Below are 21325 nucleotides of genomic sequence, written 5' to 3' on the forward strand. Positions count from 1 at the left end.
TTTTGACGCCATTTTCCCGGCCCGAAAATCGGTGGTCATTTAGCGACCGGGCCTCTAAAGTGGCAACCGGTCTGTAGAGTAGGACACTCGGTCAGCTTCTTATCGCACGGTGAGTCAACGATTGACCCATAACGCCATTCAACGTCTTTTGCTCAAACGCTTCGCCCTCGCTGCAGCCACCTACGGATTGGCTTTGCTGCTGCTGTGGCTGGCGTTTTTTACCGGTCATTACGAGCAATCCCTCAGCGCCGTGAGCATCGGCAGCGCCCTGGTGGTCACCAGCCAGGCGGTGCTGTTCGCCTTGTTCTGGAGCGGGCGCAACCTGCGTTTCGCCGACCCCAGCCTGACCGAAGCGCAAGTGCTGCTCGGGCTCGGCTGGCAGACCTGGCTGATCGCCCATCTGGACGAAGCGCGCGGCGTCTTTCTGGTGTTTTACGTGATGATCCTGTTGTTCGGGCTGTTCCATCTCAGTCGGCGCGCGTTCGTTCGCTGTGCCTTGCTGGTGTTCTTCAGTTTCAGTGCGATCACCTTGTGGGACGGTTACCAGTTGCGCCTGCGCGAGCCGGCGCTCGCTGCGTTGCAGGTCTGCGTACTGGCCCTGGTGCTGGCGTGGCTGGTGCTGTATGCGCGCTTCGTTCAGGTTTCGCGGCAACGCCAGCGCCAGCGCCGGTTTGCCCTGCAGGCGCATCAGGACACCTTGCGCGGGATGATGCGCCAGCTTGAGGATCTGGTCGCCACCGATGAGCTGACCGGGCTGTTCAACCGCCGGCACTTCCTGCGCCTGGCCTCGCGCGAACTCAATGCGATGGACAGCGATGTCGTGCATGGCCTGGCGCTGATCGACCTTGATCATTTCAAGCGCATTAACGATTTGCACGGTCATGCGGCGGGCGATCAGGTGCTGCAGGCCTTCGCCGGTGTCGCCCAGGCGTGCCTGCGCGAGGGCGATGTGCTGGCGCGTTATGGTGGCGAGGAATTCGTAGTGCTCCTGCCCGATTGCGACGCCGAACGGCTGACCGCGTGCTGCGAGCGTCTACGTATCGCCTTTACCGACGTAGAGCTGGTGGGCTTGAACGTGCGCAACCTGAGTCTGTCGGCCGGCATGACCCTGCTCGGCCTGGGCGATGATCTGGACGACGCCTTGCAGCGCGCCGATCAGGCGCTGTACCGGGCCAAGCGCGACGGGCGCAATCGCTGCGCGGCGGCGTGGGAGAACGTCGATGCCTGAATTGCGCGTCGGTGACCGTCACTGGGCAGTGGAGGCGGGCAGCAACCTGCTCGATGCCCTCAACCGGAACGGCGTCGCGGTGCCTTACAGCTGTCGCGCCGGCAGTTGCCACGCCTGTCTGGTGCAGTGCGTACAAGGCCTGCCCGCCGATAATCGTCCGGACGCCCTCAGCGCCGAGCAACGTCAGGAAGGCTGGCGTCTGGCCTGCCAGTGTCAGATTACCGAAGACCTGGAAGTCCATACCTTCGACCCGATCACCGACGGTCGCCCGGCCGCGGTCGAGGCTCTGGACTGGCTCAGCGACAACGTCCTGCGGCTGCGCCTGACCGCGCAGCAACCGCTGCGCTATAGCGCCGGGCAGCATCTGGTGTTGTGGCTCGGGCAGATTGCGCGGCCCTATTCGCTGGCGAGCCTGCCGCAAGAAGACCGTTTCCTCGAATTCCACCTCGATTGCCGCCAGCCCGGCGAGTTCAGCGATGCCGCCCGAAAGCTGCAGATCGGCGACCCGCTGCGCCTCGGTGAATTGCGCGGCGGCGCCTTGCATTACGACCCGGACTGGCACGACCGACCGTTGTGGCTGCTGGCCGCCGGCACCGGTCTGGGCCCGTTGTTCGGTGTGCTGCGCGAAGCGTTGCGGCAGGATCACCAAGGCGCCATCCGCGTCATTCACCTGGCCCATGACGAACGCGAACACTATCTGGCCAAACCCCTGGCGGCGCTGGCTGCGCAGCGCGACAACCTCAGCGTCGAGCTGTGGACGGCGGCCGAGTCAGCCGCCGCTTTGGCGCAACTGCGCCTTGTTTCCCGGCAAACCCTGGCTTTAGTCTGCGGCTCGACCGCCAGTGTCGACGCCTTCGCCCGGCGCCTGTATCTGGCTGGATTGCCGCGCAACCAATTGCTGGCCGACGTATTCCTCAGCCGTGGTTGAGCGCTGATTTTCAGACGCGAGACACCCCATGACCGAAGCCATTTTGTTGCAGCGCGAGCGCGGTTTATTGACCCTGCGCCTCAATCGCGCGGAGAAGAAAAACGCCCTGACCCGCACCATGTACAGCCGCCTCGCCGAGGCACTGAAGCAGGCCGACAGCGATCCCGAAATCAATGCCGTGCTGATCAGCGGCAGCGCCGAATGCTTTACTGCCGGCAACGACATTGCCGACTTCCTCCAGCAACCGCCGAGCGACCTCGACAGCCCGGTGTTCCACTTCATGCTCAATCTGCTCGAATGCCGCAAACCGGTGATCGCCGCCGTGGCCGGTGCCGCCGTGGGTATCGGCACGACCATGCTGCTGCATTGCGATCTGGTCTATGTGGCCCGCGACGCGCGCTTGCGCATGCCGTTCGTCAATCTTGGGCTGTGCCCGGAGTTTGGCTCCAGCCTGATCCTGCCGCGGCTGCTCGGGCAGGCCAGAGCGGCAGAGCTGTTGTTGCTCGGCGAAGGTTTCAGCGGTGAACAGGCCGCCGCCTGGGGCATTGCCACCGAGGCGCTGGACAGTGGCGAAGCAGCGCTGAGCAAGGCCCGGGAGATGGCGCTGCGCTTCGACGAATTGCCGGCGCAAGCGGTGCGCATCAGCAAGCAACTGATGCGAGCGCCGGATCGTCAATTGCTGCGCAAGGTGATTGAGGAGGAGGGCGAGTTGTTTACTCAGCGGCTGCGCTCGCCGGAAGCGTTGGCGGCGTTGACCGGGTTTTTTCGCTGAATGTTACGACACCTTCGCGAGCAGGCTCGCTCACAGGGGAACGCATTACAAATGTAGGAGCGAGCCTGCTCGCGAAGAGGCCGGATCAATCGACACATCTTCCAGAGCTGTAAACAAAAAGCCCCGCCATTCACATGGCGGGGCTTTCGCTTTTCAACTGCCGGTCACTCAGACCTGCGGATCACCGACATGCAGGATCTTCATGCCGTTGGTACCGCCAGTGGTGTGGTAGCTGTCGCCCTTGGTCAGGATGACCCAGTCGCCTTTTTCCACGACGCCGCGCTTGGTCAGTTCGTCGATGGCTTTCTGGCTGACTTCGTGCGGTTCCAGCGAGGCCGGGTCGAACGGGATGGTGTAGACGCCGCGGAACATCGCTGCGCGTGCCTGGGCTTCGCGGTGCGGGGTGAAGGCGTAGATCGGCACCGAGGAGCGGATACGCGACATGATCAGCGGGGTGAAGCCACTTTCGGTCAGGGCGATGATCGCTTTGACGCCCGGGAAGTGGTTGGCGGTGTACATGGTCGCCAGTGCAATGCTTTCGTCGCAGCGAGTGAATTCCTTGCCGATGCGGTGGCTGGAGGTCTTGCCGGTCGGGTGCTTCTCGGCGCCGACGCAGATGCGCGCCATGGCCTGCACGGCTTCCAGCGGGTACAAGCCAGCGGCGGATTCTGCGGACAACATCACGGCGTCGGTGTAGTCGAGCACGGCGTTGGCCACGTCGGAGACTTCGGCGCGGGTCGGCATCGGGTTCTGGATCATCGACTCCATCATCTGGGTCGCGACGATCACCGCCTTGTTGTGGCGGCGTGCGTGCAGAATGATCTTCTTCTGAATGCCTACCAGCTCGGCGTCGCCGATTTCCACACCGAGGTCACCACGGGCAACCATCACCGCGTCGGAAGCCTTGATCAGACCGTCGAGGGTTTCGTCGTCCGCTACGGCTTCTGCACGTTCGATCTTCGCTACCAGCCAGGCAGTGCCGCCGGCTTCGTCGCGCAGTTGACGGGCGTATTCCATGTCGGCGGCGTCACGCGGGAAGGACACGGCGAGGTAGTCGACTTCCATTTCTGCAGCGAGCTTGATGTCGGCCTTGTCTTTTTCAGTCAGGGCCGGGGCAGTCAGGCCGCCACCGCGACGGTTGATGCCTTTGTGATCGGACAGCGGGCCGCCAATGGTCACGGTGCAATGCAATGCGTCGTCAGTCTGGGTATCAACGCGCATCACCACGCGGCCGTCGTCGAGCAGCAGCTCGTCGCCCACGCCGCAGTCCTTGACCAGATCCGGGTAGTCGATGCCGACCACTTGCTGGTTGCCTTCGGTCAACGGATGGCTGGTGGAGAAGGTGAACTTGTCACCGATCTTCAGCTCGATCTTCTTGTTGGCGAATTTGGCGATACGGATTTTCGGGCCTTGCAGGTCACCGAGCAGGGCGACGAAGCGGCCGTGCTTGGCAGCGAGGTCACGCACCAGTTTCGCGCGAGCCTTGTGCTCGTCGGGGGTGCCGTGGGAGAAGTTCAGACGGGCAACGTCCAGACCAGCCAGAATCAGCTGTTCGAGAACTTCCGGCGAGTTACTGGCCGGGCCAAGGGTAGCGACGATTTTGGTACGACGGACGGACATGCAAAGACTCCTGAGTTCAAGCGCTAGCGAAGGCTACTATGCTCGAAGGGTGTAGTCATTGTTCGTTTGCACTACTTAACGTTTTCTTTATTGAACGCAGCAACTTCGGGACAAACGCGCCTGAAGATTTCCGACCAGGGGTCGATACAGAGCACAAGACAGGAGAACCCCCATGCGATTGTTGCCCATTGCCGCCCTTGCCCTCAGCGTCCTCGCCGTTACGGGCTGCACCCGTTGGTCGATGAACCATCATTTGAACAACGCCTACAGCGCCTATGAGCGAGGCAATTGCGAGCAGGTCATGCTTGAGCTGTCCAAGGTCGAACGCGCCAGCCGCGCCCGCCCGTACGTGTGGCCGGAAGTGTCAATGATGCGCGGCCAATGCCTGGAACGGCAGAAGCTCTACATCGACGCGGTGCAGACCTATCAGTTCATCATCGCCTCGTACCCGAACAGCGAGTACGCCTACCGCGCCCGCGCGCGTCTGGAAACCTTGCAGAGCCTGGGCCACTACCCGACCCGCAGCGCCGCAGCCGTGGTTCGCCCGACGCGTTTCTGATCACAGGCTCATACAAAATCTGGCCGTGTGTACAGGCTGAGCTATAGTCCAATGACCCGGACAGAGTCATCACTCAGCGCCGGAGCAACACCTGCAACTGGTCAGCGGTAAGGTGTCGGCGAGATAGCGACCGGCACACCGGAAGCGGGGAGAGCGTGCCTGCCTGCGGGCGCGTTCCGAAGCAAAGGCGTGGCTCCGTGGCGGAGCCTTGCATGGCGAACTGCGCATGTTTACCGACCGCCGGATCGAACGGCATCAGCTGCCGTACTTCCTCAGAGTGTTCAACACCGTCACCGACAAACCGATCGGCTTCCTCGGCAACGTCTCCGACGACGGGCTGATGCTCATCAGTCAGTTGCCGATGATGGTCGGCGTCGACTTTCAACTACGCCTGAAAATTCCCGACAGCGATGGCTGCCAGCAAATCATCGACTTCAGCGCCTGTTGCGTGTGGTGCCATGAAGACGCCACGCCGCTGCATTACGACGCCGGGTTCATGCTTTTGCAGCCGCCAGCGGAATTTGGCCTGTTGGTGCGCGCGTTGCGGCAGTATTTCAGTTTTCAGCCGTTGCCGGCTTCGGTTTGATTCACATCCCTCAAGTATGACCCGCGAGCGGGCTCTCGTCTCTCTAAGGCGTACGCCGGTTCTGGGGGCGGGCTTGCCCGCGAAAAGCGCGATCATTAACGCGTGATGTGAACGATCAGGCTATGACACGGGCAATGCCTGATGTCGCGTTGTCGCACTTCGGTTTACAACGCGACCGTTTGTCCGGACTGTCAGAGTTGACAGGTGCGCCACTTCAGAATTGCCGATTCACTGCCAGGAGGGGGCAAACCCTGAATGCCCTTTTATCGAGGCGTGGGACATGGAAAACGAATCGGATGACGCAAGACAACCGGCTGAAGACGAGCTTTTTGGAGAAGCGAGCCAGAGCATGGAACCTGACGCCGCAGCTCCGATAAAAAGACCTTTTACAGCACCCAAAACCGATCATGTACATGACATTTCTAGTGATCTGATCGGGCCTGCCATCGGATCTGCAGACGGGTATGAGCTACATTTTTATGACGTAAATAATTACAATTATTATCAGGTTAAAAAAACCACTCCGGTCAAGGATCCTGTTCATTTTCCAAGTAGCCTCGGTGGTCGCAAGGCGGGAAGAAATGCCATTCATTATCGGTGGCAAACAGGTGCTCAATGGGGGGTGTGGTTTGACTCTGAATGGTTCTACTTTCTGCGGACCCCGATTATCACTGTGGCGGACCGGAAGGTTCATAAAACGGACGTTCCGACCATTACAGGCGTGGCGGAAGCCGGGTCTCACGTGCAGTTGGCTAGATCAGGAACACATGCCCTTCTTAGCAATAAGTTCGAAGTGTCGGCAGGTGGCGGCTTCTCGTTTCAAACGCATAAGTTGACCCAGGGCGACTATAAAGCGGTTGTTTTAAATACTCAAAATGGCTACCACGGCGTAGTGTTGTCTGCTGAGCATAATTTTTCCGTCTTGCTTGCTCCTGCGATAGATTCGGTAGACGACGGGCTCCACATCACGCCTCGTCCGTTAATTCGCGGAAAGGGTATGTTTGGTGCGACCATTGACGTTTATATAAAAAATACGCTTACACAAGTACTCAAAAGCGTGGCAGTCGCCGCCGATGGAACTTGGGCTGCTTCGAGTAACCATGAATTTGTGGCAAGTGGCAGTTATACACTTGTTGCTTATCAGACATTGCGCGGCGTTCTCTCCGAAGAGGGGCACGGTCACAACTTTAAATTCTATGTACCGCCGAAGATTTTGAAACCGTCGCCATCGACTACCCAGAATGCGTCTTTCCTGATGGAAGGTCACCACGGTGAGCCCGGCGCGCAGTTGGTGGTTGTTGAGAAATCTAATCCATCAATTACTTATGGTACGACGACCGTAACGGCTGCGAATGGTGACTGGAGCATCGCAGTCTCCGGACTACCACTGCGCCGGATTGAACTGGTGGTTAAACAGTTCGTAGGTTTTTCCATCTCTATCAGTGCTGCCCTGCCGCTGGAAATCGGCATTCCGGCGCCTGTGATCGGCACGCCGCCCTCGGGCAGTACACAAAACAGCAATTTTCCTGTTACCGGGACGGGGGCGCTGCCGGGTGCCACCGTTGAAATTTTCGAGGACCTTCTGAATCGCCCCGCGCTGGGCTCCACGGTGGCTTCAGGCGCTGCCTGGAGTGTGGATTTGATAGCGCTTGCTCCAGGGCCGTTGTCTCTCGTGGCGATGCAAACCCTCAATGGCAGCCCCTCACCGCGCAGCGTTGCTCGAAACTTCAAGATTCGCCCCGCTCAATTGACAACAGTCACCGTTGAGCAAACCGACGAGGGCACACTGGTGTTCTCGGGTAATGGGCACTACGACATAAAACTTCGAACGGAAATTCAGTTCGCCGTCCCCGCAGCTGTCAGTGCACCGCCCAATGTCACCGTACAACCGGACAGCAAGTGGCAGACCAGCGCGACCGACTGGCCCTTCGGCGAATATGACGTAGAGGTGATTCAGAAAGTCTATGACAACGCCAATGGCTGGATTCAGTCGCCGCCCTACCCACTCACAGTCGTCAAACGGTTGCCTGATGTCAGTGACCTGAAATACACCGTCGATTATCAGCCCACCTTTAGTGGTAAAGGTTCCAATGGCGCAACCGTTGAGGTTCGCCATCCCAACAGCTCGCAACTGGCGGCTCCTGCACAAACGGTTGTTCAGGGCGAATGGTTGACCCAGGCTTCTGAAGTATGGGGACCATCATGGGAACGAGAGGTCCATATCAAGCAGTTCATGGGCACACAACAGTCACCCAACTGGTTGGTTCTCAAAGTCACTATCGCGCCCGACCCGCCTGGCCTGAACGAGCCGGAAGCCGACGGACTTTCGCCGACGTTCAGCGGCACCTGCTGGCCGGGCGCAGTCGTAACCCTCGTGTATGACGACGAACCATTGGCCGAGCATGAGCTCCCTTGTCCCACCGGCATCTGGCAGTTCAAGCGCACCACGCCATTTGCGCCGGATAAAGAACACAAGGTCACTGTGACGCAATTCGTCGATCCGCAAACTTCTGACCCTGTGTCCAGAACCTTCACTGTCTCGCTGCCCATGCGGCCACCACGAATTAGCCACCCGGTGGCAGACGCGAAAGTCGGTAGCGACTTGGTAGTGACGGGTGCGGACGGTATGAAGGGGGCCATTGTGTATCTGCGTGACAAACAGTTCGATCGCCTTCTGGGTGAGACAGCACCGCTGTCAGCCGACGATGGCTGGTCGATCGCTCTGCAGGGCCTGGATTACCGACATTACACCCTCGATGCATGGCAGACGTTGGGTGATCGGCCGTCGGAGTACAGTGCAGACGTCAAGTTTCAGGTGGTATCGCTGCCTCCCGAAATCACCCAGCCAACCCGCGGTGGCATGCTGGAACGTGCGGCGAAGTTCAAAGGCAAGGGAATGAAAGGAGGGCGTGTCGATATCTTTCTGAACGACCTTGTTGCGCCCGTGCTTTCAAATATTCCGGTCGACGCGAACGGTGACTGGGAAGGCCAGGTGTCGTTGTCAGTAGGCCGCAAAACCCTCTGGGCGCGGCAAACGGTCATGGACGAAAATGGCAAACCGCAGGAATCGGAAAATAGTGTGGCGTTTGATTTTGACGTTGTTCCGCGACCGCCTGTCATCGAAACACCGGTTGCCGACGAGTGTGTTGGCATAAAGGTCGTTGTGTCGGGCTTTGGCGAGCCGGGCGATACCGTCACGGTGACTTTGGTGGGAGACGGGTCCTCGATGCCCGTCAGTGGGCATGTTCAGCCAGGTCGCACCTGGTCGGTAGCGCTTGATGCCCATTCACTCGTCGGCACGCAGTACCGACTGGAAGCGGTAGCTTCGTCCGGGGAGTTTTACTCGAGCAAGTCTTTGCGCGACGTCGAACTGGCGGGCTTTGTACCTGTCATCGACCAGCCTGCAGCGGGAAAACAGGTGAGCCAGCCTGTCGAATTCGCTGGCCAGGGGACGTGACGGGGTTGGCAAGGTCGTGAGCTGGTACAACCCGGATGTGCACTGGGTAAAGCAGTTGCCAGTGGCCAGCGGGCTGTGGCGAGGTGAATCGTTGGCATTGCCTGAAGGTGGGAGCTGGTGCCGATTCAGGCAATCGCTGACCGACAGTGCGGACGGCGCAACCACGTCGGATTGGGCCGACAGCAAGCGCTTTGAAGTTGAGCCTGCGCCTGCGCCCGCTCAAGAGGGCCTTGTTGCGGCTCCCGACGAGCGGTCATAAAACCTGTCAGATCTGACAGTAGACGCACTCGCTCGCAGAGCGCTAAATCCAGTTGACCGAATGCCCCACCTGACGAAAGCCGTCAGGTGGGGCGGGCCCGTTATCGCCTCCAGGAATCCGATCATGGTTGATTCGCGCCGTCCCGCCCTGCAACTGCTGGATCAGTTGTTTGGTAACCAACAATATCTGAAAGACACTGCCCTGAGAAAACTGGGTATTTACCTTGAGCAGGGTGGGTCGATCTTCCCGCTGGTAGAAGGCGGCGCACGTTTCCTGGAAAGCGAGTTTGGTCTGAAAGGGAACGATGCCCGGCAGTTTCTGCGGCGTGCCAACAGTATGGCCTTTTATATACGGCGCCAATTCATCGAGCAGGGCGCGCGGCGTCAGAAACCAGGGGAACCAGACCCTGAAGACGGCATATTGTCGATGGTTCCGGGGCCCACCTTCGAAGTGTTGTTCGATCCCGACTTTGACGCTTATTGCCCGCCGGGGGCTATTGAGTCTCAAACCTCCCCGGTCGCCTATCTGATCGAAAATCAGAGGTGGGCTGAGCAACGGATTGAAGCGGCTTCGGACTCCGACGAAAGACTGTTACTGCATGATCGGCGTAGCGATCTGAAAAAACTGCTGGTCGATTTCAATGCCGTGCATCGTCCGGTGTCTTCGGTGGACATTATTGTGCGGGTTCTCGAAACTTTCATTGAGGCGACGCAGGAATCGCCCGATGAGCCAGTGGATATCGAGCAGCAAATGATCGAAGCACGTTATCCCAACGGACTGCCCTACTATAAACACTGGAACACTATCGATGCGGTTGCCCGCCACCATGGGCTATCGGTTGGTAATTTTGCGCATATGGTGGACAAGTCCTTTCCCTACTTCCTGCAGGCACAGGCCTGGGACGACGATGCAGGACGTGCCTTGGCGCATGCGACACGATTAGGGCCTTATCAGCGCGAGTTGTTGACGGAGGAGCCTGCGAATATTGACGACAGGGTTAGTTTCTACAATCGCAATTTTGGCACCGGCGCGATATTCCAGAACATCAGTCAAGTTAAGTACTTTGGCGAACGCACCAAACTCGACACACAGGGAATCGAGAAACTTTTGTCAGTCGGCAGCTTTGTTCCACAGCGTTCAGCTAATGTGAAGTTTGCGACAGAATCGCCGGCGGAGGCGGAAAGCGGCCACTCCGGTTCAGTTTATATCAATGCCCATACCCACCCTGCGTTATATCTGCTGACCACAGGAAGCGTGAACTCGGTCCTCCATCATATTTCAGCTTATCCCAGTACTTCACTCGGTCTTGACCGCTTCGACCGCATGAACCGCAAGGTGCGTCTGGACCAGTGGCTGGATTTGCCTGCTGATCAAGTGGATGCGTTATTGGCGGCAGCCATGCGAGCTGAAGTGCGCGGAGGCGGTGCACAAGCTGACGCGTGGCAAATAACAGAGAAGGTTATTCATGCACTGGGTCTGTTTCAGTCGCTGAGAGAGCGTTACGGATGTACAGCGCAGGATTTCGCCGCGTTTATCGACGAGCTGTCAGTTTACGGTCGTGGCGAGGCGCTGTCGCAGTTCGATCAGGTTTTCAACAGCCAAGACAACTATCGTGATCCTCTGGTCCTTGATGGTCTGCCGTTTCCGGTACTGCCCGCTCAAGGCGAGTCTGAGCTGACCGTCACTCAGTTGCGCAGCGCGTTGAACATTGATCTGCAGACTTATCATTACCTGGCTGTGGCGATTGCCAATGCCCATGGCATTGAAGACAACAAGTTGTTGCGTACCCCACAGATCATCTCCAGTTTTTACCGCATGGTGATGTTGCCGCGCCTGTTGGGCCTCACTGCGGTCGAAGGCGCACTGATGCTGACATTGCTCGGTGGCCAGGCATGGCTGGACGGTCTGGCAGGCAGCCCGCAAATCGATTCGGCTGAAAATGACAGCCCCGATGTACTGAACCTCATCTACGCCATGCAGTCGTGCGTGCAATGGTGTGCCGAGCGTGATTTTTCGGTGTTGTGGATGCTTCAGCAAATCGCAGAACCGCGAGCCCTCGCCGCCGGCGAGGCTGAATTGCAGTTTTTCGAACAGGTGCGCGATTTGTTGGGCGCCGCCCGCTTCAGCAACTCGGCCCTGTTGATGGCCGGTGTTCCGCCGCTGGCGGGTGCCAGCTGGCTGGACCTGCTGACGAAACTTTCCGATGCCGATGGTCTGCTCCTCGCCTTTGCGGGCACGGAAGCCGATTACCTGACCTTTGCCCGAACTGTGCTCGATGACGCGGTGAAAGATGGCCTCGGCCATACCGAGAAAGAGCAACGCGCCGACATCGTCGAAAGCATGCTGATCGTGCTTTTGCAGGCCCGTGACGCGCAGGTGCTGGTGGCCAAGGAGTGTCTTGAGGTTTATACGCGTGTCAGCGACGAGCAGGCTTTGCAAGTCCTGCGCTGGGCCAATGCGAGTGTGCCGCGATTGTTGCGTCTGGTACTTGATCGCCCGCTCTCGTCATTCGAAGAGCTTGGCAACAGACGCGCTGAATCCTCCGACCCGCTCATGTTGTTGTTAGCCGATATACGTCGTCGCAGTGCCGTGGTTGCACAACTGGACCTCGGTGTCGAATCCTTGCGTGATTACCTCGATTACGGACATCAGGCCTGGCTCGCCCAGGACGACAAGCATGCCTTCACGGTGCGAACGCTCTATTACCTGACGTCGTTGGCGCGAGCCTTCGAACTGAGTGAGCTGCCAGCGCAACGGCTGCTTGATTACCTGCGCGAGGTCAACGCGCTGCCTTCCCCGCTCACCGGGCACGCGCTGCGTTTGGCGCAACAAGCGGCGTCCATCAGGCTCGCGGAGTTTTTTGACTGGAGCGTGCAGGAAGTGCGCGAGTGCATGGGCCGTATAGAACCGGAAAAGGGCATTCTGAAAACCCTGCCCCAACTGGACCAGCTCATGCGCATTCGCGTATTGGCGTCGCACACGGGGATGGATGCCTTGACGATCTTCCTGATTGGCACCTTGCCAGAGATCGTAGACAAAACCCGCTACAAGGATGCCGCCGAGCGGGCCTTGTTGAGCGTGTCCGAATCGAGTGCCCTCAAGACCATCGTCTCCGAGGATCTGCGCCAGATCGTCACCATGACCTGCGTAGCGGATAAAACCGAGGTCATCGCGAATAAGCCGGGAGAGAAAATCACCTTCACCGTTACGCTTGCAGACAGTGAGGGAAACCCATTGAGCGGTGTCAACGTTTACTGGCGTGCCACCCTCGGCAGCATTGCGACCCAGGCAACGGGCACTGATGGCGTGGCGCTTGCGCAATTCATTCCCGGCAGCGTCACCGGCACAGAGACGCCACAGTTCTGGCTGGACCTGCTCGAAGCAGCGTACGCCCCTGCCATCAAGGTCGGCTTCGACACGCAAAACCTGCAATTCCCTGCGCCGCTCATGGCACGGGTGCCACTGGGGACCGTGGCATTCGGCGAGGAGATCGAACTCTACGCGACGATGCTGGACAAATTTGGCAACCGCGCAAAACACGCCCCAGTAACGTGGAGTGGCGAGACTTTCGAGGACGGCGCTGGCCCGCCATCAGTATCGATCCGCCCGGCCCAGGCTTTTACCAATGACGAAGGGCTGACACGCGTGTTCATTTCAAGCCCTACCGGCGGAACGTTTCGGATCAAGGTCAGTCCGGAGGACGACGAGTCGTCCGCTGATTTCGAACCCATCACTTTCGATACGAAGGAGCAAGCATAATGGCACTGGACATATTGGCAGCCTTGCTCGAAAAGCGTCGGGACGCTCTGGTTGAATACTGCATTGCTCACATCAGAAAATCCGGCGCAAGTGGCGATTACAGTTTCGTAAGAACCCCGGAAGACTTGTCCGAATTGCTGCGCATGGATCCTCTGGTCACGTCCTCAGTGCCCAATTCCCCTGTCGCTGAAGCGACAAGCTGCACGCAGGAATTCATTCATGCAGCCTATCGCAAGCTGGAACGCGGCTACGAAAAGATCGAGTTCGACAAGCGCGACCTGCTCACCTGGGAGCTTTATAGCAACTACCCGGATTGGGCGGCACTGCAAATGATCGCGGTGTATCCGGAAAATTACATGAGTCCCTACGTGCGGCAACGCAAGACCAGCCTGTTCAAGAAGCTTGAAAGCGACATTGAGCAGACCGCGTTGAGCAGCCATTCCGTTCAGGTTGCGGTGAACAGCTATCTGGAAACGTTCGAGAAGACTTGCGATCTGGAAGTCATCAGCAGCTACATGGACTTGATTGGCAGTGATACCGACATCGCCTCACCCGCGCGTGCCGATTATTACTTTGTTGGTCGCCAGCGGGTGCCTCCATTTCAGTATTTCTGGCGCAAGGCTGAGGTGGAAATCTCGCCCAGTTGCCGAATAATCAATCCAGCGGCGTGGAGTGAGTGGCAGCCGGTGACGATTCCCGCTGGCGTGAAAATTCTCGACATCCGCCCGGTGCTGTGGAACGCGAGGTTGTATCTGGTCTGGGCCGAATGGCAGGACAAGGTGACGACGAAGGTTGATGGCGTAGACCATACCTTGCCACACAAGTTATTCATCCATTCGGCGTCCATGTCTCAGAACGGGCAGTGGTCGGCACCGCAGAACCTTCACACCTCGGAACAGGTGGATGATCACTCCGAAGGAACCCGGCTGATCGCGACGGTATGGGCCGATCGTTACAACGACAAGGGCAAGCTGGGTGTCATGTTGATCAATGACAAGGATGCCTCGGCCCCTTTTCAGGTAACGGCGGTGCGCGATGTGCTGTTTCGCCCTTTGGACTGGGACGATGGCAGTTGGCTGGAGCATGCAGCGGCAAAACGCTTCACCACAATCGATACCGTTCAGCATCAGCTACGCAATCAGCCCAGCGTTGAGACCAGCTCAGAGGGAATTGGCGAACTGACGAAGCATCTGGACCTGCAGGCCTTGGCGTTTCGCGTTGACGATGAGGATGTGCTGCTGGTTCAGGGCTATTGCAGGCCTACGGGCTTGACCGGGGGACAGTCGCCGTTGTTTTGAAAGTCTTGAATCCAGCCACGGGTGATCCTGCGCCGATCGAGCATGATCTTCCGATTGCCGGTGGCTGGAGTACCGACTGGCTGCAGCTCAGACGCAATGCAGGTGCCTGGCCGAGGGCGACCTTTTCCTTCGAGGCTGGTGCCAATACAGCCAAGGAATTCGCGGTAACGGTTTCCAATGTCACAGGCTTCGCCCCTGTGACACTGCTTAAAAACTCTACGGATGCCGCTCAGTTTCTCTCTTTGAATCAAGAGGGACTGACGCTCAAATACACGCGTTTGAATTCGCTTTTCGGTCCGCAACTGGTGCAGCGTGCCAGTTTTTCCATTGATAGCGTACTGCACTGGGATACGCAGTTTCTGCCGGAGCCGCCGCCGCAATCGGCAAGCATCGACGAGCCGAACGGGGCATTTGACGGTGCTAACGGTTTGTTCTTCTGGGAACTGTTTTTTCATTTGCCGCACTATATTTCCGCACGATACAGGCGTGAGCACCGTTTCCAGCAGGCACAAAACTGGTTGCATTACCTGTTCGACCCCCAGGCGCCTGCAGACCCTGATCAACCTCCAGCCCTGAACCCGAAACCCAGATACTGGCGCTGCCGGCCGCTGACTGGCACCGGTAACCTCGGCTGTGAAATCGAGGCACCGACCGATCCGTACGCCATCGGCTATTCGGCGCCGCGACATATGCAGATTCTGATTTTCACCGAGTATGTCAAAGGCCTGATTGAATGGGGCGACAGGGATTACCGCCAACTCAGCCGCGACAGTCTGGTCACTGCCAAATTGGCTTTTGTCCAGGCGCAGTTTCTGATGGGCAAGCCACCTTCCGTGCGTACGGTGAACCGCTGGGAAGCAACCACGGTCGGCGATCTTTTGACCAAGAGCCTGACACGGCCAGCGCTGGAGCAGTTCGAACGTGATCTTGACTTCAGCCTGGCAGATTTTCCTGCCACCGCCGAAGCACCGCCATTGTTTGGGTTGCTGGCAATCGAGCCCTTCAAGCAACCGATCAATGAGCAATTGCTCGCGCTCTACGATCTGCCCGGTCAGCGCCTGTACAACTTGCGCAACAATCTCACCATCGACGGCAAGCCGCTGAATATCCCGTTTTTCAGCCCACCGACGGATCCCAACCAGTTATTGCGCGATCTGGCAGCAGGGACGGGTGGACCCAGGCCCATGGGCGGTCGGCTGGTGGTCGGTGCGTTTCGCTGGCGCGTGTCGTACGAGGCGGCTTTGCGAGCCGTGCAGACTCTGCAGGAATACGGTAGTCAGCTGCTGCGTTTTCTTGAGCAGCGAGACCGGGCCGAGCAAGAGGAGATACAACAAAATCACTTGGTGGAGCTGGGCGCTTACGCCCGGACCGTGCAGGAGCAAACCATCGATCAATTGCAAGCGAACCAGAACGCGCTGGAACAAAGCCGGGCCGTAGCGCAAGAGCGTGCGCAGGCGTATGCACAACGTTATGAAGAGAATGTTTCCGCAGTCGAGTACGAGGTTATGGAAAGCCTGCGCGATGCAAAAATAGTCGCGTTGACCTCGATGAGCATCAAGACCGCAGGCGCGGCGGTTGCCGCCATCCCCAATATTTATGGCTTGGCCAACGGCGGGCATCGCATCGATAAAATCGCCGATGCCGTGTGCTATGGCCTGGACATCGCCTCGTCGGTGCTGAGTGCGGATGCGGACAGAAAGGCAACCACCGAAGGCTATCGTCGGCGCCGCGAAGAATGGCGATTGCAGCGCGATCAGGCATTGGCGGAAGTCGCTGCCATCGAGGCGCAAATCGCTGCTCAGGGCCACGCGGTGCAAGCCGCCCAGACCAGCCTGCAGCAGACCCTTCGCGCGAATGATCAGGCATTGACCGTTTACAATTTTCTGAAAAAGAAGGCTACCAATGCCGAGCTGTTCAACTGGCTGCTGGGCCAGCTCAAGACGTTGCATTATCAGGCCTACGACGCGGTGGTCAGCCTGTGCCTCAGTGCCCAGGCATCGCTAAGCGCCGAAACTGGCGATTACGACTCACAGATCCCGTTGCCCCAGGTCTGGCTGGACAATCGCCATGGTCTGACGGCTGGCGAGCATCTGCGTGGCTATCTGCTTCGCATGGAACGCGAGTACCTGCAACGTCATGAGCGACGGCTGGAGCTGGAAAAAACGTTTCCCTGCGGCAATTGTTCGACGACAAAACGATCCGCAACCGGGTATCGACAGTTGGGCGCTCGCGCTGCAAGAGTTGCGCAATCGCGGGTCGCTTGAGTTCGATCTCTCCCAGTTACTGTTTGATCGCGATCATCCGGGGCACTACTGCCGGCAAATCAGTTCAGTCGAAGTCGACCTGCCGGCGTTGGTCGGGCCGTTCCAGAACGTCTGCGCGACGTTGTTGCAAGTCAGCAGCATGACGGCGACGAAGGCAACGACCACATCGGTGAGCTACCTGCACGATCCAGCGGACCTGACCGCTCCGTCCGACCTGCAGATCAATCTGCGCAGCGGTCAGCAGATAGTGGTGTCGACCGGGGTTGGCGATAACGGTATGACGGCGATGAGGCCCGATGAGGGTTTGCTCAATCCTTTTGAATGTACCGGCGCGGTTTCACGCTGGCTGCTGAATTTTCCGTGGCCCACAACAGAACCGCACGCTGACGTGCTCGCTTCGGTGACGGACATCAATGTGCGGGTTCGGTACACCGCCAAGGCGGGAGAACCGACATTCAAGCGAGCCGTTGAAGATCTGGTGACCCGGGCGTTGACCGGGCAGCGGAAGCGATCCAGCGCTGGAGCAGACCATCATGAGTGAGCCCGTTACGCAGACCGGTGAAAGCCTGGTGCAAAATGGCAGTTTCGAGCAGGCGTTCAGCCACTGGAAAAAAGGCCCGATCAATCCGAGCTGGCTGGCTACGGCAAGCGAGGCCTGGGGTGAAAAGCAGATACGCTTTCTGAAAGCGGGCAATCAGTCTTCGGTCAGTCAGGCGCTGATAGTTCCCAAGAGCCCGGGCGCCGGGATTACCTACAGGCTCGGTTTCTACTGCGAGATGCGACATACCGAGGCGGGCAGGCTGGTTGTCAGTATCGAGGGGCAACCGGACGTCAAGCAAGAAATCCAGTTGCACCCCGGCTCACTGCGCAATTGGCAAGACCAGGCACGGCTCAAGAGGGGGCAGCCACTGGCGTTCAGGCCGATCCGCTACGACGAGGTCCTTGATCTGCCCTTGAGTGCCGGGGATACCCTCGTCGTCAGTATTTTCAGCCCGGCCAACGCGGCTGGGGACTATAGCGCCGGGGTGTGTATTACCTGTATTGATCTGCAACTGCATCTGCCGGCGCTGGAACTGCGCGCAATGACCCTGGACAGCGAGACGCTGGACCCCAACCGGACGTTGTATCTGTGTCTGGGAGCGAACGATGCTGCGGACACCGCTGACCCGATGTTCATGTCCCACCAACTGACTTTCTTGCCGGTGGACGGTAGCCCTTGGCAGGGCACGGAAGCAGCGCTGAACATCGTTGACGATCTCTCGGGTGCGATTGTCGCGAAGCCGCAGTGGGCGGCCAATCAGCCTTTGGCATCAATGTGGTATCTGGGGTGTCCGTGGCTTGAAGGAGACGACTACGCGTTTCAACTGGTATTGCGCAATCGCTACGCAGCGCCAGACTGCTCGATCAATGTTTCGCTGGGGCATCACCGGCTGATATTTCGCGATCTTCTTGAACCGGACTATTACCCTTTGGTTGATCAAAGCGTTCGTTTGGGAGGACAGGTTTCTTCGTATTACACGGGCTTTCCGGTGGCAGGCCGGGCCGTCAAATGGTCCGTCATCGGCCAGGGAGATCTTGGGGAAACCATCGCCGATGAGCAAGGGCGAGTGCACTGGGATTATCGGGCGACACAGGCAGGAACCTTCGTTGTTCAGGCAACGGTTGAAAGTCCCTACTACGCCTCGGGTAGTGTGACGCAAGCGTTCGACATCACGGTGCTGGCCGCGGATCCGTGGCCGACGCTCAAGTACATGGAAAACAGTGAAGAGCGGAACTGGACCGACAACGGCTACCCGAACCGTGGGTCGACTCACGTCATGCAAGTCATGTTGCCGTCAGACAGCCCTCTTCATGAAGCCCTGTTTTCACTGCACTGGCGTGGCGACGAGCCCGACAGGATCGGTGTCGCGGTCAGCCCTGAGCTGGCACAGCCTGTGCCCGTCAACAACGGCGATCTAAGCTGGGCGCTAGCTTGCGACGATGTTTCCGACGGCCAGTTCGAACTGGAACTCAGATGCTCGAAACTGCTCCTGCCATCGTCCCCGAAAAAAATGTTGTTGGCGCGCAATAAAGTCAGGGTCGGTGAGGTCCGCGAAGCCGACAAGTCACCGGTGATCGACGACTTCGAAAGCGCGCTGGTGCGTTTGCAGGTTGTGCATCGCGCTGACGCGTTTGACAGCGCCGACGGTGATCCGGTGATTGATGCGTTGGTGGACTGGGACACACCCAACGGCGTCGTTTCGACGCGAACAGGCAGCGGCGGCTGGGCCAGCGTATTGTTCAAGCCTCAACAAGCCGGGGCTCATACCATCACTGCCAGGATCCGGGCACATGACGAGGACACGCCGATCGAGCACTCGTTCACGGTAACGGTGATCGAGCGAAGTTCATGGAAAACCCAGGTCAGCATCACGCTGGATGGCGCAGACATTTATCCTGACAGTGGGCTTGTCTGTAAACGCGGTGGTACTCATGTTCTGAAGGTCACGGCGCTGAAAGACAGTACGCTTGTTGGCAAACCCATAATGCTCAGTTGGCGTGGTATCGACCGCAACATCGGATTGAACATAAGTGATCTGGATGTACCGAAGATTCTTGACGCAACAGAGGGCCTGAGCTGGACGCTGAGCTCCGGGTTTGCGACCAGCCTCAGCAGCATGTTCGAATTACGTTTGATCAACGAGGCCTTCGAAGACCGGGAGTTGTATGGACGCCTGATGTCACCTGATATTCACGACGAGTTCACGGTGGTCATGGATCAGATGAGCGCCACCAAGGGACAGACTTTATATCCATGCCTTGGGGCGACACACCGTTATATCTTCAGGACCCATGCGTTGAGCCCGTTGGTCGGGATCGCCATGGATCTGCTGTGGGGCGGAAGCACCGCTGCAGAGTTGGGCATTGATCTGCTCCCTCGTCCGAAAAGTTCAAATGTCATCGACGATAGCGGTTTCACCTGGACGCTTGACTGCACCGGCAGCCCGGCATCCGGAGAGTTCCGGCTCGCATTCATCATCCATCATGGCGGCCAAACCACCTATAACCCCATGCATCTGGGCCACAACAAAGTCGAAATCGTAGCCCTGCGTGAATCTGCGGTGACGCCGGTAGTGGGGCAGGAGCCGGCATGGATGTGGGTCAAGGTGCGCTCGCCTTTCACTGGCGCAGCCGTGGAACGCTTCCCTGTGCAATGGAGCGTCGACGACGAGCCGAAGGTGTTCGAAACCGATGCCGATGGCTGGTCCGGCTTTCCCTTCGAGCCCACCGAGGCGGGAGATCAGACCGTTGATGTATCCATCACCAGTCCTTACGACGGTTATACCCAATCACGTTTGCTGGCAGTCAGTGCGTTGGACGGTGATCCGTGGGCCGGGGTGACGATCAAATTCGATAACGGCGCACCTCAACTCTGGGGTGAGCAAACCTTTTTCCACGTCGCAAGGGCATTCATCGGATCGACGTGAAGGCGGCGCAGAACAGCCCATTGTTCAATCAGAACATGACGCTGGGTATGCGCGGTACTGGCCCGGCGGCGTTTGATTTGCGCTTTAATCCGCCGGCACTGGGCGTCCCGGCAGTTTTCAGCGAAGCAGGCTTTTATTACGATTTCAGCGTGGGCGATCTGACGGACGGCAGTTTTGAGTTATGCCTGGCTTCCGAGCGGCTCGCCAGATTGTCCCCGGCCAATGCGATGTCGGTAGGTACGGGGGCGCATGCGGTGAAGATTTCCGAGCGTTCGAGAGCCGAACGATCGTTGCTGTGGGGCGAGACTCTGTCTGAGCAAATCACGGTCGTCTCTTCAATCAATGGCAGGCCGATGGAGGGCATTGCTGTGGTTTGGCGCAGTGCGGATCTTGGGGAAGTGACCTCGGTTACCGACTATTACGGTGTGGCACGCAACCGTTTTGTTCCCAAAACGCCTGGCGCCAGGCAACTGTTGGTGGCGGTGGGGGATGAATCGTTTTCAGAGTCGATCTCGCTACCGTTTTTTCTCAGCGAGCCCAGGGCACTACAGACGCTCGAAAGCATTGATCCGCCGGGTCGACCCTATCAGGTCATTGGCGTCCAGGCCGTCGTGCTGTCCGCAATTACAGGTCAACCTTTGCCGGAAGTATGGGTGGAGTGGCAATTTGAAAGTGTTTCGATTGCGCCGAGCAAGACGAATTCGCAGGGTATCGCGACGCTGGAATTTGAACTTCCGTTTATCAGGCAGGGTTTGTTGGAGGCGATCGTCAAAGGAGGTATTGCCGGCTGGGAATGGAAATCACTTCTGATCAATGTGGACGCGCCTGTCTTCAAGTCACTTAACGTGCCGGGAGGTGACGTCATTGAGGTCGATGAGCTCACGCTCGTTTACGCCAGCGTGACTTCTTCCATGAGCAGCCAGCCGGTTGAAGGGATGGAGGTCGTCTGGTTGAAGAATGGCATTGAGCAACCCTTGCGGACCCTGACGAATGTACGTGGGGAGACGCATGAAAACTTCCGCGCCAATGCCGCGGGCCCCATGACGATAGAGGCTCAGATTCGTGATCCGGAAGGTCATGTTTTCGATAGCGGACAGGTTCGGTTTACGGTCGTCGAGAGGCCATGAA

Annotated in this window: 13 protein-coding genes; 12 read left to right on the forward strand and 1 reads right to left on the reverse strand. The window is 58.4% G+C overall.

Features of this window, described 5'->3' with window-relative positions:
- Positions 1-121 precede the first annotated feature (121 nt).
- The 3 genes from M0746_RS03205 to M0746_RS03215 are packed head-to-tail and all read left to right on the forward strand — an operon-like array spanning position 122 to position 2928.
- On the forward strand, positions 122-1228 hold the full coding sequence (locus M0746_RS03205; RefSeq protein ID WP_258448180.1) for a GGDEF domain-containing protein: 1107 nt from the start codon (positions 122-124) through the stop codon (positions 1226-1228).
- Positions 1221-2156, forward strand: coding sequence for an iron-sulfur-binding ferredoxin reductase (locus M0746_RS03210; protein ID WP_258448181.1), 936 nt, complete (start codon positions 1221-1223; stop codon positions 2154-2156). The genes M0746_RS03205 and M0746_RS03210 overlap by 8 nt, the downstream gene beginning before the upstream one ends.
- A gap of 28 nt (positions 2157-2184) precedes the next feature.
- Complete coding sequence (locus M0746_RS03215; protein ID WP_258448182.1) at positions 2185-2928, forward strand: enoyl-CoA hydratase-related protein; 744 nt, start codon at positions 2185-2187, stop codon at positions 2926-2928.
- A gap of 168 nt (positions 2929-3096) precedes the next feature.
- Here M0746_RS03215 and pyk read toward each other — a convergent pair whose 3' ends face one another.
- On the reverse strand, positions 3097-4548 hold the full coding sequence (gene pyk, locus M0746_RS03220; RefSeq protein ID WP_090285716.1) for a pyruvate kinase: 1452 nt from the start codon (positions 4546-4548) through the stop codon (positions 3097-3099).
- 172 nt (positions 4549-4720) lie between these two features.
- Between pyk and M0746_RS03225 the strand changes: the two genes are divergently transcribed.
- From M0746_RS03225 to M0746_RS03255, 9 genes are all read left to right on the forward strand, one after another.
- Positions 4721-5107 (forward strand): tetratricopeptide repeat protein, encoded by a 387-nt coding sequence (locus M0746_RS03225; RefSeq protein WP_208939991.1) that lies wholly within the window; start codon positions 4721-4723, stop codon positions 5105-5107.
- A gap of 226 nt (positions 5108-5333) precedes the next feature.
- On the forward strand, positions 5334-5693 hold the full coding sequence (locus M0746_RS03230) for a PilZ domain-containing protein (RefSeq protein ID WP_258448183.1): 360 nt from the start codon (positions 5334-5336) through the stop codon (positions 5691-5693).
- A gap of 280 nt (positions 5694-5973) precedes the next feature.
- Positions 5974-9150 (forward strand): hypothetical protein, encoded by a 3177-nt coding sequence (locus M0746_RS03235; RefSeq protein ID WP_258448184.1) that lies wholly within the window; start codon positions 5974-5976, stop codon positions 9148-9150.
- 382 nt (positions 9151-9532) lie between these two features.
- Positions 9533-13168, forward strand: coding sequence for a Tc toxin subunit A (locus M0746_RS03240; protein WP_258448185.1), 3636 nt, complete (start codon positions 9533-9535; stop codon positions 13166-13168).
- A complete protein-coding gene (locus M0746_RS29115; protein ID WP_342454978.1) occupies positions 13168-14466 on the forward strand; it encodes a neuraminidase-like domain-containing protein in 1299 nt (432 codons plus the stop codon). The genes M0746_RS03240 and M0746_RS29115 overlap by 1 nt, the downstream gene beginning before the upstream one ends.
- Before the next feature lie 197 nt (positions 14467-14663).
- Positions 14664-16730, forward strand: coding sequence for a Tc toxin subunit A-related protein (locus M0746_RS29120; RefSeq protein WP_342454979.1), 2067 nt, complete (start codon positions 14664-14666; stop codon positions 16728-16730).
- On the forward strand, positions 16708-17271 hold the full coding sequence (locus tag M0746_RS29125; protein ID WP_342454954.1) for a Tc toxin subunit A-related protein: 564 nt from the start codon (positions 16708-16710) through the stop codon (positions 17269-17271). The genes M0746_RS29120 and M0746_RS29125 overlap by 23 nt, the downstream gene beginning before the upstream one ends.
- A complete protein-coding gene (locus M0746_RS03250; RefSeq protein ID WP_258448186.1) occupies positions 17264-20197 on the forward strand; it encodes an Ig-like domain-containing protein in 2934 nt (977 codons plus the stop codon). The genes M0746_RS29125 and M0746_RS03250 overlap by 8 nt, the downstream gene beginning before the upstream one ends.
- The gene (locus M0746_RS03255; RefSeq protein WP_258448187.1) at positions 20194-21324 is read left to right on the forward strand and encodes a hypothetical protein; all 1131 of its coding nucleotides are present in this window, start codon (positions 20194-20196) and stop codon (positions 21322-21324) included. Before M0746_RS03250 ends, M0746_RS03255 begins: the two co-directional genes overlap by 4 nt.
- The last annotated feature ends 1 nt before the right edge of the window (position 21325 follow it).

The organism is Pseudomonas sp. S11P7, from assembly GCF_023195435.1.
Taxonomy (GTDB): domain Bacteria; phylum Pseudomonadota; class Gammaproteobacteria; order Pseudomonadales; family Pseudomonadaceae; genus Aquipseudomonas; species Aquipseudomonas fluorescens_G.

Bases quoted from the DNA above. Each gene is read 5' to 3' on its own strand.
- M0746_RS29115 (WP_342454978.1), top strand. From the start codon at position 13,168: ATGGCACTGGACATATTGGCAGCCTTGCTCGAAAAGCGTCGGGACGCT.
- M0746_RS03230 (WP_258448183.1), top strand. From the start codon at position 5,334: ATGTTTACCGACCGCCGGATCGAACGGCATCAGCTGCCGTACTTCCTC.
- M0746_RS03225 (WP_208939991.1), top strand. From the start codon at position 4,721: ATGCGATTGTTGCCCATTGCCGCCCTTGCCCTCAGCGTCCTCGCCGTT.
- M0746_RS03215 (WP_258448182.1), top strand. From the start codon at position 2,185: ATGACCGAAGCCATTTTGTTGCAGCGCGAGCGCGGTTTATTGACCCTG.
- pyk (WP_090285716.1), bottom strand. From the start codon at position 4,548: ATGTCCGTCCGTCGTACCAAAATCGTCGCTACCCTTGGCCCGGCCAGT.
- M0746_RS03250 (WP_258448186.1), top strand. From the start codon at position 17,264: ATGAGTGAGCCCGTTACGCAGACCGGTGAAAGCCTGGTGCAAAATGGC.
- M0746_RS03235 (WP_258448184.1), top strand. From the start codon at position 5,974: ATGGAAAACGAATCGGATGACGCAAGACAACCGGCTGAAGACGAGCTT.
- M0746_RS03240 (WP_258448185.1), top strand. From the start codon at position 9,533: ATGGTTGATTCGCGCCGTCCCGCCCTGCAACTGCTGGATCAGTTGTTT.
- M0746_RS03210 (WP_258448181.1), top strand. From the start codon at position 1,221: ATGCCTGAATTGCGCGTCGGTGACCGTCACTGGGCAGTGGAGGCGGGC.